This window comes from Candidatus Uabimicrobium helgolandensis (assembly GCF_041508025.1).
GTDB lineage: Bacteria > Planctomycetota > Uabimicrobiia > Uabimicrobiales > Uabimicrobiaceae > Uabimicrobium > Uabimicrobium helgolandensis.
Map to the genome: position 1 here is coordinate 1,066,964 of NZ_CP165719.1, position 14,170 is coordinate 1,081,133.

Consider the following 14,170-nt stretch of genomic DNA (forward strand, 5'->3'; position numbering starts at 1 on the left):
AAATCGTTTGGTATTTACAATTGTTATAGAACCTGTTCATCTTTCCGATAATTCAGTGCTTTTAAAACTATACTTTTTGCGATGAAAAATCAAGTGGTTTTGTTGGATAAATCTTCCACAGCGGAATCAAAGTCAGTGACACAAGAAGCATCACAACTGCAAACACTGAAAGCATTTCTTGTGGTTTAAAATACAACAAGAAAAATGACCCTGCGGCATAACCCATATAACCAAATCCATCGAGGACACCTGCTGTTGTAGCCGGAGCTTTGTTTCCTGCAATGTCAATAGCGGCAACTCCACCGAGTATGGAATACGCGGCGTACATCAAAAATCCGCTGATAATGAGGAAGCCTTGTAACAGCATCAACGAATTCAGGAAAAAACTACTTGCAAATAATACAAATGCTAAAATAAGTGACGGCACCACTAAAACAGGCCCGCGGTTCCCGTTCATCTTGTCGGAAGCCCAACCAGCGATAAATGTACCGACCATTCCAGCAATAGGAAAAAGTGTTGAAAGATATCCCGCTTCTTCTTTGGCTAATCCTTGGTCAGAAAGAAGTTGTGGGCCATAACTTTGGAAAAATCCACGCACCATCGTTAAAGCAAATCCTCCGCACAACATTAATAAAAATGCTTTGCTGGAAAAAAGAGTACGCAAAATGGCTTTTGTTGTAGGAGCTTCTTGGGTTGTCGAGCGATTTGCTGGTTGTTCTTTTAGAAAAACAAATACAATTAGTGCAGCAACAGCTAGTAATGCCGCTGGCACAAAAAAGAGTCCTTCCCAAATAAGAAGAGAAAATGAAGCGAGGAGTGTTGTAATTGTTTTTGCAACAGCATCTCCCATTTGGTAACTAAAAGACATAATTCCCATAATGGTCCCGCGTTGATTATGCCCTCCGTACCAATGCGAACAAATTTTAATTAAGCCACTCCATCCCATAGATAGAAAATAAAAGTTGCAACACCACCACCCTAAAAACCACGCATAGGTCTCTCCTGTGGCAAACATACAAGTTGAGAATGTCGAACCAATCATTCCAAGGACAAAAATGCTTTTGCCGCCTATTTTATCAGCAATAATACCGTTAACAAATTTTCCTACAGCATAAAATACAATTCCCCAGCTAGTGATTGCAGCAAGGTTTTTTGCAGTTAATACCGTAGCATCCATGCTAAGACTAGCAATAGACATGTTTCCGCGCGTTAAGTAGTAAGCGCAGTAACCGAAAAATAGTAAGAAAAATGTCAAAAAACCACCAGAAACTTTTTGTTCTGAATTGTTGAGATCAACTATTCCCTCATCTTCGGCAACGTTAAAACTTCTTACTTTGAAGTATATTCCGATAGACATCAGGCTTGTTAGCCATAAAAATCCGAAGATTTCAAGGCCGTAGTTGTAAGCTGCGGCCATGGCAATTCCACCGATAAAAAACAATCCCGCCGGAATAAATAGCCAGCGTTTTATATCGAGAGCCATATTGGCAATACCAATACCAATGAGAAGAGAAGCAACACCAATCATACGAAATGGTGGCAAACCTAATAAGTGATTTATAACACCTGCTAAAAGGCAAGCAATACCAACAACTATCCACATACCAATGATGTCTTCAGATACCAAACTACGAATGGAAACATCACGTGATTGATAGTAGGTAATAATTGCAAGAACCATTGGAATCATGGTCCAAATAGGAAGAACCATCCAGTAAGAAAAGTCGGGTTTGCGTAGAATTGATCCTGTTAAAAAGAATCCCAGGGCACCAAGAATAGCGGCAAATAAAAAAACCGTTCCTAAAGGCGCTGCAACTTCTTCCCAATCGTGAGAACGCACTGTTTCGCGCAAGTGAACAAGCTCTTCTTTTTGGTCTTTTAAATATTTTTGTAATGTGGCAATTTTTTGGTGATACTCGGGTATTTCGCGCCGCGACATCAAATATTGTGCAAATTTCAAATCTTCTGCTTCTAGAGCATACTGCAACATCAAGCGATTTTCTTCGATTAGTCCTGAATATGCTTCTTCTGCATCTGGCCAAATTTTAAGCGCTTGTTCTAAAGCAAATACAATTTCGCCATCAAAGTGGTGTATTTCTCGTTCAAGAACATCTTTTTCCACTTTACCAGCGCGCGCAAATCGTTCAACATTTTTTTTGAGTTTACGGAGCTTTAGTAATCCTTCTTTTATAAGAATCCCTGCTTGTTCATGTTCAAGGTATTCTTCTATGAGATGTTGAAATTTTTGTACAGAATCTAAGCGATATTGTGGATCACGCGCCATAGAACGGTTACATATAGTTGCCAATGCTCGCGGAGCGCTATTAGGATAAAAATACGGTTGCGAAGAGATAGCACTTTCTAAAGCTTTACGTATATTTTCTGCGTGGTGACGTGGTTTTTTTAATAGAATGTGATGTAGGCATGCTCCAAGTAAATATACATCCGTCCATGGGCCTTGCTTTTCACCTTCACCGTTCGCTAATTCGGGGGCCATGTATACGGGAGTTCCTGCTGGCGATTGCACTTGCGATGTGTGCATTATGTGATCGTGTTTATTTTCGCCAAAGTTAACTGCAAGCCCCCAATCCATAACAAAGATTTCCCCAAACTCTCCGATCATGATATTTTCAAGTTTCAAATCTCGGTGAATAATTTTGTTTTTATGTGCATACGCTACAGCATTACAAACAGCAAGTAATATGCGTAGGTGTTCTTTTAAAGAACGGTTTTCTTGTTCGAGAATTTCTAACCACGATTTTCCCTTGACTAGCCTCATTGCTAGATGAGGTACTCCATTTTCAGTACAACCAAAATGATGTATAGGAACAATATTACTGTGCTGTAATCCTCCAGTAATACGCGCTTCGGAAGAAAAAAGTCCCATTTGATTAGCACCACCGTGGAGAATCTTAATAGCAACATCACGACCAAGGCAACGCTGTTCACCTTTAAAAATACTACCCATTCCTCCTTCGCCGATAACTTCACCAAGGATAAAGTCGTTATTTAGACGATTTTCCAATTTGCGAAATCGTCCAGTAACAGATTTTTTATGTAAATCATCATCTGGCTTATGGTTAGTATGCAAATTGATGGTTTCATCTGCTGGAAGAACATTATTTTCTATATCGGTGTTTGCCTTACCAACAACAGTAAAGTCTTTAAGATCTTTACCTCCGACACTGCTAACAGGTAAATCAATGTCACTGGTAAATTGAAATGAATCTGATGATCGAAAACTGTAATTTAGAGCTTTATTTCCCATTTTTCCTTCGTTTTCAAAAAGCTCTTTCCAAATTTTATCACGCTCCATATCATTTCCTAAAAAAGCTATCGTTTTTTGGTTACCAACAACATGCACTGTATCCATACTAAAATTTATATATATATAAAGTAAAAAATATTTTAAAATAGTGCAAGATTTTTACTAGCGAGATCTTATGGCCTGCTATAAGGTATTCTGTTGTCTACCCACTTATCAATACCGTTTAGAAATTACTTCAACTTTAAAAAATAAATTACATTTTATTTTTTAGAGTTGTCTTTTTTGAGCTTCGCTTCCTTAGACAGAAAAATGAAATGCCTTATGTTCTTTCTCCTCGTGTATCTTCTTTCTCTTCATGTGCATCATCATCTTCTTCTCCCTCATGTGCATTGATATATATATGTGAAGCATCCATTTGTATTGCATCGAAAATAATACGAAGTAAAAGTCGTGCAATTCCCCCGTCTATATCCTGTATGTCTTCCATGTCTTCTACATTTTTTATGTTGAAATTCTTACACACTTCTATAATTGCATTTTCTTGTTGTTGACTTGATATAACAAGTTTTAGTTTTATTGATAGATTCTTGGATAAGGATGCTTCTCCTTCTAGAGGTGCTTTTTTCCAATAGTATATATTTGCCTTAGTTTTTAGAAGCGATATTATCGGGTTATGAAGGTCATGAGGAATATCATTATATACAATGGTATCTTTCTTAACTTTAAATAAAATACGTGTTTCTTTCATTTGTACCTCGGAAAGTAGCAAGTTATAATGTAACTGTTGAAGAGTATTTTACTAAATACTTGCTGGCGAATGTTTCGAATAATTACTTTTTTTCTATTTTATAACAGCTTTTAAAAGAACATCGAAAATTGGAAAAAAGAAAAATACGATTTATAACTTTATTACGAAACTTGTTGATAAGTTATCGATCAATATAAAAGTTTTTCTACTGTGCATTCAATAGGAGAGAGTTCGATGAAATTACTGGTTCTTACATTGCTAAGCTTGGTTATTGTTATAGCACAACAAAATCAACAGGACGCCCTACAAGAACTTAGGCGCGCAAAAAAAGAAATCGCAAGATTAAAAATACAAAATCAGCTGCTTAAGCAAAATCGTTTTAAAATTGGATTTGTAAATATTACAAAGGTTTTTAAAAAATACACGAAAGCGCAACAGCAAATAAGTAAGATTAAAACTCTATACCAAGAAAAAACGCTAAAAATTAAAGAACTAATAGATAGAGCAAACGAAATAAAAACAAGAGTTTTATTACGCCCTAGAGGAAGAAGAATAAGGCAAGAGCAGGAGCTTGCTCAAGTTGCTTATGAATCAAAAATACAGTATGAAAAAGCCAAACACTTTTTGAAATTGGAACTATTTGAAGTAATGAAGAGTGTACATAGAGATATTTCAAAAGTGACAAACAAATATGGAAAAGATAATGATTTTTCTGCAATTTTTAAGAGAGAGTCCGTTGATTTTTCTAAAATAGACAGCTTCGATCAATTACAAGAAAAAATGGCAAGTGTTCTTTTTTGGGAAAATTCACTTGATATAACAGATGCTATAGTAGAACTACTAAACAGTAATGAATAATATAAGTCCATTGTTTTACTGTTGCAAGTTGAAATGGGCTTCGTTGTTACTACTGTTGAATTAATAAATTAAAATCTGCCCTGAAGTTATTGTGGAATAAGGGCACACTGCAGTAACGATTTAACTTGTAAAAATCTAAAGTAAGCAGCCATGCAAAAGTTTTCGGATATCATCCGAAAAAGTAATAGAATAGGTAGAGACGGTATTCTTTATCATAAGTTTTATTTTTATACCCGAAAATTTATACTGAGTACTTAGTAATGCTGAAAACCTGACTTACGGAAAACATACTTTTTTTTATTTGAACTTTGTTTTATTATACGTTATAATAGTGTAAAACAAATAAAATTACTGTGTCAGGAAGAAATAAAATGACATGGATAAGTATTGGGAAAGTAGCAGAGTTTTTTGGTGTAACAACACAGTCAATTCGCGATTGGACAAAACAGGGGAGATTAGAAGCAATACGGACATTAGGTGGACATAGAAGATACAACCTGGAAGGCATAGAAAAAAAGCTTGGTTTTGAAAACGAAAATAAAAAAACAATACTATATTCAAGAGTAAGTGCGCATGATCAAAAAGAAGACTTAGTGAGGCAAAAACAAGAGCTAAAGAATTATAGTGAAAAACACAAAACATCAAATGTAGTAGAAATATCAGAAATAGGATCTGGATTAAATTATGAAAAACGAGGTCTAAAAAAGTTACTAAGTTTAATACTAAATGATAATGTAAAGCAAGTGGTGGTATCTTATAAAGATAGGTTAATGCGCTTTGCAACACAAATATTAGAACAAGTTTGTACAGCGAAAAATGTAGAACTAGTAGTGCTAAATGAAAGACCAGAGAAAAAATTTGAAGAAGTAGTTGTAGAAGATGTTTTGTCAGTGTTAACGGTATATTGCGCAAAAATCTATGGACGGCGTTCGCATGAGCGAAGAAAAAAAAGACAAAATAAAAAACGGACAAGTACTGGCGTTTCCAATTCCAATAAAGAATAAGGAAGTAGCCGAAAAATTACGCGAAACATTGGCTTATGTACAAGAAAAAGCGAATGAGTACTTGGAGTTTGCGCACAAAAACAAGTTGTATAGTGTATTTGATGGAAATAACAGCAAGTATTCATACAAGGTGTTAGAGCCGATATTTGTAAAGTTATACAAAAAAAGTAAAATGCCAAGTCGAATCAATCGTGGGGTGCTGGAGATTGTTGGTCGAACGATGCGCCAAGTACGAGATCGCATGCGAGTATTTAATCTGCTGATGAAGGAAACAAATGATCCGAAGAAGTGGACAAACAAACTACTCATTAAAAACGAAATATTCGAAAAAGCACATTATGTCAAAAACATCAGAGAGCAAGTAATCAATTATAAACGTAAACATCGAAATATTCCTGAAGATTTTTACGCTTTACAGAAACCGCCGAAAGTAAAGAAGAAAATACTGACTTATGCGCCTGATGATGGACAAGCGATAAAACTAACTAAAAACGAAGACAAAATAAAACTCAGTTTCAAAGTGATAGATCGCTGTGGTAAACAAATAAAATGGCGTTGGTTAGAAACAAATATAAAACTTCCCTCTTTTCTCGAAGACAAACAAATAACATCTCCCGATCTTCGCTTTGATTGTGTTCATGGTGATTATTTGCCAATTCTTGACTTTAAAATCACTGTCGAAAAACCTAAAAAACAAAAAAGCGAAAATTTTATTACCATTGATTGGGGAGTACGTAAACTTCTTACTCTTTGTGTTTTTAATAACAAAGGCGAACAACTTTCGCAGCCATATTTTGCTAATTTTTGTGGGATACAAAGTAAATTACAACGAATTTACAAAGATATTGATCACTGGAAAAGCAAGCGCGATAAGCTTCTCCACAAAGATTCGTTATTCAAAAAATGTAATAGAGAAATTGCCAAAAGATGGAATAAAATTTCATTGATTAACAAAGAAATCTCACACACAGCCGCGAACATCATTGTCTTTTTTGCCAAACACTACAATTGCTCAAAAATCTATTATGAAAACCTAAAATCACTTAAATCTCGTGGTTACTCTCGTAATAAAAATCATCAAATAAACACCACTGTCCGCCAAAAAATTATTGCTCTGACTGATTATAAAGTCAGTCTGTGTGGTTATTCTTTACAAAAGCCTATTCATCCAGCAGGTACCAGCTCCATTTGCCCAAAATGTTCGCACAAAGGGCAACACTTTTCATCTTCTGATAACCACAAAAAACAACACAAATCTCTTCCTTGGTTTTATTGTCCAAATTGCACATTCTCCGCTGATCGTGATTATGTCGCGTGCTTGAATATTACTCGGAAAGCCATTTTTAAAAAGAATCTCAAAAAATGTACAAAAACAGTCGTCTATAAGAAGACTCGTTTGCCTGATTCACTGTTCCGTCAGGACGCCTTTGCTACAACCCATTGCAAAGGTCACATTTATTGTTTGTTGGGCTGGATACATTCTGTTTCCCTCTCTTCCAAAGTCGTACAAAAGAGTTTTAATTCTTTTAAAGGTACTATCTTTGGAATCCTTCGCGTATGAATGTTATCCACTACTTTGGATTTTTTAGTTTAAAGAGGAACGGTTGTGAGGGAATTAAAGTAATATGAATTTTGCGGAAAATATTTTTATGAACGGCTTTAGTAGGTCAGCAGTTGTACGTTTAACAACCGTAGGTGTTAACCTACGGTTATTGATGTTAACTCTCTTTGGAGTTAGGTCTTTAGAATAGACCAATCTTCATAAATTGAAAATTTAATATTTGCTTCGATCGAAATTCATCGATAAAATTTCGCGATAATGAATGATGCTGTAGGAAAGGTATTATTTTTCTTGAAATACCCTGATTTCATTTTGCTTATCGTCTAGATAAATAATTGCTGCAGAGTAAGACATTTTCTTTTTTGTGGGAAATTTATCTTGAGAATATTTTTTTTCTTTTGCAGTTACTTTTTGTTGGTGAATTACTTTGAGTAGTTTCCAGCCGGGACTAAAGTCTATCCTTTTTTGTTGCATATAGAGATTTTTGGCTTCAATTTGCGTTCCTTGACGGATATTACACACCGTTTCGATGTATTTTCCGTTATGATATTTCTTGAGCTTAATCATTGCAAAATCGTCAGAAACACCTATAAGTTCTAGTTTGTATGGAGAAATAATGCGTATAGGTCGGCTGCTTGCAAAAGGACTAACCATAACTCTTTTAGACTTGATCACACTTTCTACACCACCAGTAACATTAAGATCGTAACTAAATGCTCTTACTTTGTAAGAATAGTAAATATTTTTTTGGATTTTATTGTCAACAAACTTTTTTTGATATTTTCCAATATATATTGTTTTTTGTTGTTTTTTGCCGCTTTTATTTTTCCATTGTTTAACGAGCTCATATCCACTTACATAGCTTTCGCCCATCTTTTTCAATGTTCTCCAACTTACAACAACACCTTGGTCAGTTTTTTTTGCAACACATTTGCGGGTTTGTTTAATTGATACACGAAAAACTAACTTTTTCATAATTTTTTTAATATCAGATATATACAGAGGATAAATATCTTTGTCAGTTGGGGCTGGAGAAACTTTCGTTGTTGGATTCCAATTTTTTTGGACTTTTAGAGATAGTATATCTTCTGTTTTCTTATCAATTGGAGTTTTACGGCTGAGGATTTTCGTTAAACAACGTTCAACAGAATGTTCTACTTTCTCTACAAAATCGTGTGATACTTCATTGTGATTGTTTAAATACCAAGAAATGTTAAAAATAATACAAAAACTAAACGCTAGAAGATGTCCGTATACAGATAGAATTTGTTTATAGTTATTTTTTTCCATAAATAGCGCTCCCAAAAGAGATTATTAGAATGTTATTACAAATAACGAAAAGATATCTAAGAATACAAATATTTTGAATAAGAAAATTAACCACAGTAGAGATTAAAGAATTAACATAAAACGGTCACTATTTGGTATATACGAAAATTTGTTAAAAAAGTTCTCAAAAAAATATACGACAATGTGGTAAAGAAGTGTTCAGAAGTTCTTTTGTTGCTCTGTCTAACTTGTTTTTAGTTACATTTAGTTCGCGAAGCAGTGGATTGGTAGAGTCAGACATAACGGTTCTCTATAAAGTTTTATTTATCAATGTAAGAAAAAGAAGCGTTTGTAGCAATGACGTTTCCATCGACTTCGCAGTAAGGATAGATAAAATAATTGAGAGCTTTTTGTTGTTGTTTGGGGGATAAATTGAGGTCTCGACCAACAGTGAATTGAATTCTGTTGACACAAAGATTGCCAAAGTAATAATCAGTTAAATGCTCTTTATTTTTTAAATGCTTGCTTTTCCAAGCTTCGCTTATATCAACTGGAAACCATTGTTTTAACTGCGAATTCCATGAAAAAGCCCAACAATGATATCCTACTTTTCCTTGAGGTTTATCCGCGTGGAGCCATGCGCCAATTTCAAATCGCGAAGGAATATTGATAGCGCGTAATAGAGAAATATAGTAAGAATGAAAATCCGTACAATTTCCAAAACACTTGTTCATCGCCCACTTAGTGGAACCATCTCCCCAACCAGTTCCTAAGCCGTTTCCTTTATGTTCTAAAGGTTTTGAATATTTCATTTGGCCAAGAACTTCGTTATACACTGCGTGTAATTTTTGTAAATCACTTTGCTTTTCCATTGTTAACTCAGCGGCTAGTTTTTTTATATTGTTATCAATAACGAGTAAATTTGTAGGTGTAAGAAAACAAGGATTGAGATGAGATACATTATTATCAAAATTATCGCGTGCATTTTGGTAACGAGTGCAATCTAGTTTGACGGTAATTGTAATAGTTTTGCGAGGATCTATTATTTCGAAATAAGCTATTTTATTGCCATAAATTTTGTCATGGTGAAAAGAGAAAGGGAGATTACCGGAGGAGTGAACAACGACATTTGTAACATCTTGATAAGCGTTAGTTTGCGGAATAGGTAACCAAATTTTTTGCACTTCACTTTTATTTTTGGGAGCACTAATGTTAGCAGTGTAGACAAAATGAAAACTACGTTTTTTGCTAGTGTGGTTAAAATTGCTTTCACTGTAGAGTACGGTGAAAAACAAAGTGCATATAATAGTTATTTTAGCTTTTAGCATTTAGAATATCCTTAGTTCTGTAGAAATTTTCTATTCACGAAACTAAGTTATAAAACAATTGTAGTTCGCTAAGTTTTGTGTAAGAAAATTATCTGTCTCTGTTTATAACAAAACCGCCTGGTTTTTGATGGTGGATTTCAATAAAGAAATGAAATGATCATGATAACTCCTAGCCGTTTCTTTTATACATATAAAGCCTGTAAATATCGATTTACAGAGTATAATATACATAAAAGTTGATAATAGTGCAAAAAACATAATTGTATGCATCGGGTTCGGAATCTATTAATTTTTATTACTGTAGGATGTTTTCAAAATGAAAGAAAGAGTACAGGTATTAACAAGTAAACAGAAAATACTACGGTTGTTGCTTTGTATTGTATTATTTACAGTTGTCACTAGTTTTGTTCCTGCTTGGTGGTGTGGTATTGGTGCGCACAACTGGTTTGATGGTAGTAAAGAGATGCAAACTGCTTTCGCACGATCAATAGAAGATCATATTCAAGTTAAATTATCAATGGACGACTTTGGTACAGGTGACGAATTGTTTGACAGGGAGTGGTTATTTTGTACTTATATTTTAAGCGCAAGCGGTTTTGCGCAAATGGCAAAACAACATCCTCAACGACAAGATCACTACATCAAGCAAATGGAAATTTGTATAGAAAAATTATTAAGTGATGAACTGCAAGAATTTGATGAGGAACAATGGAATAGTAAGGCAATGGAAACGCTTGATAGCGATGCTTTACATCATGGGGCATATTTGGCATATTTAAACTTTGTGCTGAGTTTACATCGCACATTAAAGTTAAAATCTCCGTATGCAAAAACTAACGATCTCATCACCAAAGCGTTGGTTCGCCGTATACGAAAAAATAAAATCAAACTCATAGAAACATATCCAAATGAAGTCTATCCTCCTGATAATTGTTTAGCATTTGCTTCTATTGGTTTGCATGCCCAGGCAACGCAAAAAAAACAGCCGCTTCTAAAAGAATTTTTAGTTAATTTTCATCAACGGTATATAGATCCGAAGTCAGGACTTATTTTTCAGGCCGTTGACTCTTCCAGTGGTTTACCTATAGATGAACCGCGCGGCTCGGGAACAACTTTTGGCTTGTATTTTTTAAGTTTTATTGATTTAAAACTTTCAAAACAGCTTTATCAGGCAACGAAAGATAAACTAGCGGAGTCTATTTTGGGATTTGGAGTGGTGCGTGAATATCTAGCTTCTACCTATGAAGCTACAGGCGATGTAGATTCGGGTCCTGTGGTCGTGGGTTATGGTGTTTCTGCTACAGGTTTTATGATGGCAGGAGCTCGAATTCATGGTGACCGAGATTATTTTAACAAAATATATCGCACCTCTGTGCTTTTTGGCACATCTTTATCTTCTGGAGGAAAGTGGCAATATGTTACCGGAGGACCTCTTGGGAATGCGATCATGTTCGCGATGATCACAGCAATTTCAGAGAAAGTAAAAAAATGAATGATCACAAACAAAAGAATAGGTGGTATCTAATACTAGCGGTATTTGTGATAGTTTATACAACACTGCTATATTGGTTGAATGGCAGTAGTGTATTTGCTGTATTGACTGCTTCTGGCCAAAATACTCCTTACTCTATTTTGCTAGTAGCAATCATCTTTATTGGTTTAAGATTGTTTTTATACTTAATTGTTCCTGGTATAGTGGTAGCAAAAATTAGTTATGTTAGTTTCAACTGGTATATAAAAACAAAATACAAAAACTAGCGTGTTGTTCCGTATAAGTAAGTAAAGTGATATTCGGGCCTGTCATCATTCAAAGTATTATTTGTTTTTTCGGGCCCGAACCCGATATCGCTTAGGAGCTTGAATCTTAAGTTTTTACTTGATTTGTAAACGGACATAGCGAGAATTTCTTTGGCAAAGAGTGCCTGATCGATCGGAATCGATTTTAATATTTTCAAGTGTTAGATACGATTTTAATGTATGGAGCCAGCATACAATTTTAAATACCCTCCACCACGCTTATTTTTTACAGCTAGTATCTCTGAAATAATAGCGACGGCAATTTCTTCGGGGGTTTCACTACCAATATCGAGGCCAATAGGGCCAAAAATATTTTTTTCATTTACTTGCTGGTGTGTTTGTTCCTCTATCTCATTGAGAATTCTCTTTGTTCTACTTTTTGGACCTAACATACCAATATATGCTACCATTACTTTTTGTAGCTGTTTAACCACTTCTAGATCGTTGTAGTAGTTATGAGTCATAACTATTACAAAATGATGTGGTTTTAATTCGAAGCTAATTTTCTTGGGGTGGGTAATAATTCGTAAATCTGCTTGTGGAAATCGTTCCTCTGTCAAATAAGTTTCGCGAGGATCGCAAACAATCACTTTCCATCCTAAATTTTTGCAGAAATTAACGACCGGCACGGCATCAAAACCTGCACCGAAAATAACAATGGTTGTCGGAAAGATATTTTCGACGAGAATTTTGCATTCATATTGTTCTATTTCCATTTCAACAACTCGATTTTTGTTATTTTGTAAAACATTTGGATTGGCTCGCGCAATTTGGTCCCAAATATCACCGTTTTTCTCTCCGCAATATTTTTTACCAACGAGCTGTTCATTTTTTGATTCGAATATTGTAGCAATAAAACCGTTCTTTTCTTCGATATAACAATTCTCAGCAAATTGCAATTCTTTTGGAATTTCTCCTGCAATTACAGGCTCTAACAATACTTGGATGATACCATTACATCCTAGACCAAGCCCCCAGACGATATCGTCATCGGACATCATGTCATAAGTGACAAGTCTTTTTTTATTGTGTTGCAAAATAGTTGTTGATTTTTCTCGAACGTCTTCTTCAAGGCAACCGCCGCTGATTGCTCCAACTAATTCCCCTGACTCGGTAATCAACATACGTGCGCCTGGTCTACGATATGTTGATCCCTTAATATGCACAACAGTCGCTAATACCGCACGTTCTTTTGTTTTTCGCATTTTTTCGATAATATCTTGGATTTCTTTCATGTATTTTTTCTTTCAACTAACAAGTGTGCGAATTTTTCAAGGCTAGAAATATCGTGTACTGAGGAAAGTATTTTAATATACGGTTTTGCTATTTTCATACATCGCGAGGTTGGTTCGAAACCCGATGTCGCGCTCCATGGATTTAACCATATAATACCTTTACTGTAATAGTCGATTTGTTGTAATGCATTTTCAATAGTATTGATATTACCTCGATCCCAACCATCACTTACTATAATAACATATGTTGATTTGTTGATTAAATGTAAATATTTTTGTAAAAACTCAGCCAGCGATTCGCCGATGCGTGTTCCGCTCTGGGGAGTTAATCTCGAAAAAGTGTGGTAAGAATTGTCTATTTGCGCATTTATTTGATAGAGCTTGGTGTTGAATAAAAATGGCGTTATATGTGGATAGTACTTTGCGAATGCAAAAATAAACTGTAAAAAAAAGTTGTTATAGTTTTTCATCGAGTAACTAGTGTCACAAAGAATTACTAATTTTAATCGTTGTTTCTTTTTATCACGAAAATATAATCGCAGTATATCAGGATGATATTTACGGTTTTTGTATATGGTGTTTCGCATGTTAATGCGATTCTTCTTGGCGCGTTTATAATTGCGATTTAAACTTTGTGCTAGCTGTCTTGCTATTTCATCAATTGTATCTTTTAATCTTTGACTAATTTTTGAAACAAATTGTTGTTGTTTGTTTTGATGAAGAGGACTATATGTAAACATTGCCTGTAGAGAAGATGATTTATTTCCTTGTGAATTTACGCTTGGGAGGTTTTGCATTTTTTTGCTATTATTTTTTTTATTTTCCTCACAACTATTCGCATCTTGATTAGCTTTTTGTTTAATAACACCTGCATACCAATATTCATAAAAAGCACGATGAAAAATTTGTTGTTGAGAGCGAGTTTTTGCTAAACATGTTTGTAGAGCAAAATAAAAGGATGGGCGGTCGAGAATATCAATGTGCATTATCGCTTGTGTAGCACAAATTTCTTCGGCAATTGAGATAATTAGGCCTTGTGCTTTTATATAGGCGTAGAATTGCGTTAGATGCTCACTGAAACTAGGACTTGTCACTATTTGCC

Annotated in this window: 11 protein-coding genes; 5 read left to right on the forward strand and 6 right to left on the reverse strand. The window is 34.8% G+C overall.

Annotated features, from left to right (window positions below; genetic code table 11):
• Nucleotides 1–67: 67 nt before the first annotated feature.
• Entirely contained in the window at nt 68–3,373 is a 3,306-nt protein-coding gene (locus UABHE_RS03915; protein WP_372368921.1) for an MFS transporter, read from the reverse strand.
• Nucleotides 3,374–3,587: 214 nt separating this feature from the next.
• A complete protein-coding gene (locus UABHE_RS03920) occupies nt 3,588–4,016 on the reverse strand; it encodes a hypothetical protein (protein WP_372368922.1) in 429 nt (142 codons plus the stop codon).
• Between the two features lie 234 nt (nt 4,017–4,250).
• Between UABHE_RS03920 and UABHE_RS03925 the strand changes: the two genes are divergently transcribed.
• From UABHE_RS03925 to UABHE_RS03935, 3 genes are all read left to right on the forward strand, one after another.
• Nucleotides 4,251–4,874: an OmpH family outer membrane protein gene (locus UABHE_RS03925; protein ID WP_372368923.1), complete on the forward strand. Its 624-nt coding sequence runs from the start codon at nt 4,251–4,253 to the stop codon at nt 4,872–4,874.
• Between the two features lie 371 nt (nt 4,875–5,245).
• Nucleotides 5,246–5,878: an IS607 family transposase gene (locus UABHE_RS03930; RefSeq protein WP_372367410.1), complete on the forward strand. Its 633-nt coding sequence runs from the start codon at nt 5,246–5,248 to the stop codon at nt 5,876–5,878.
• Nucleotides 5,808–7,439 (forward strand): zinc ribbon domain-containing protein, encoded by a 1,632-nt coding sequence (locus UABHE_RS03935; protein ID WP_372368924.1) that lies wholly within the window; start codon nt 5,808–5,810, stop codon nt 7,437–7,439. Before UABHE_RS03930 ends, UABHE_RS03935 begins: the two co-directional genes overlap by 71 nt.
• A gap of 282 nt (nt 7,440–7,721) precedes the next feature.
• Here the strand turns inward: UABHE_RS03935 and UABHE_RS03940 are convergent, their stop codons facing one another.
• The gene (locus tag UABHE_RS03940; protein ID WP_372368925.1) at nt 7,722–8,729 is read right to left on the reverse strand and encodes a hypothetical protein; all 1,008 of its coding nucleotides are present in this window, start codon (nt 8,727–8,729) and stop codon (nt 7,722–7,724) included.
• Between the two features lie 299 nt (nt 8,730–9,028).
• Complete coding sequence (locus UABHE_RS03945) at nt 9,029–10,036, reverse strand: transglutaminase-like domain-containing protein (RefSeq protein ID WP_372368926.1); 1,008 nt, start codon at nt 10,034–10,036, stop codon at nt 9,029–9,031.
• Between the two features lie 316 nt (nt 10,037–10,352).
• Here UABHE_RS03945 and UABHE_RS03950 point away from each other — a divergent pair, with 316 nt between their 5' ends.
• Together UABHE_RS03950 and UABHE_RS03955 are read left to right on the forward strand one after the other, a co-directional pair.
• Nucleotides 10,353–11,528, forward strand: coding sequence for a hypothetical protein (locus UABHE_RS03950; protein ID WP_372368927.1), 1,176 nt, complete (start codon nt 10,353–10,355; stop codon nt 11,526–11,528).
• Nucleotides 11,525–11,794 (forward strand): hypothetical protein, encoded by a 270-nt coding sequence (locus UABHE_RS03955; RefSeq protein ID WP_372368928.1) that lies wholly within the window; start codon nt 11,525–11,527, stop codon nt 11,792–11,794. Before UABHE_RS03950 ends, UABHE_RS03955 begins: the two co-directional genes overlap by 4 nt.
• A 212-nt stretch (nt 11,795–12,006) precedes the next feature.
• Here UABHE_RS03955 and UABHE_RS03960 read toward each other — a convergent pair whose 3' ends face one another.
• Nucleotides 12,007–13,068, reverse strand: coding sequence for an XdhC family protein (locus UABHE_RS03960; protein WP_372368929.1), 1,062 nt, complete (start codon nt 13,066–13,068; stop codon nt 12,007–12,009).
• Nucleotides 13,065–14,162 (reverse strand): VWA domain-containing protein, encoded by a 1,098-nt coding sequence (locus UABHE_RS03965; RefSeq protein ID WP_372368930.1) that lies wholly within the window; start codon nt 14,160–14,162, stop codon nt 13,065–13,067. The genes UABHE_RS03960 and UABHE_RS03965 overlap by 4 nt, the downstream gene beginning before the upstream one ends.
• Nucleotides 14,163–14,170: the final 8 nt, after the last annotated feature.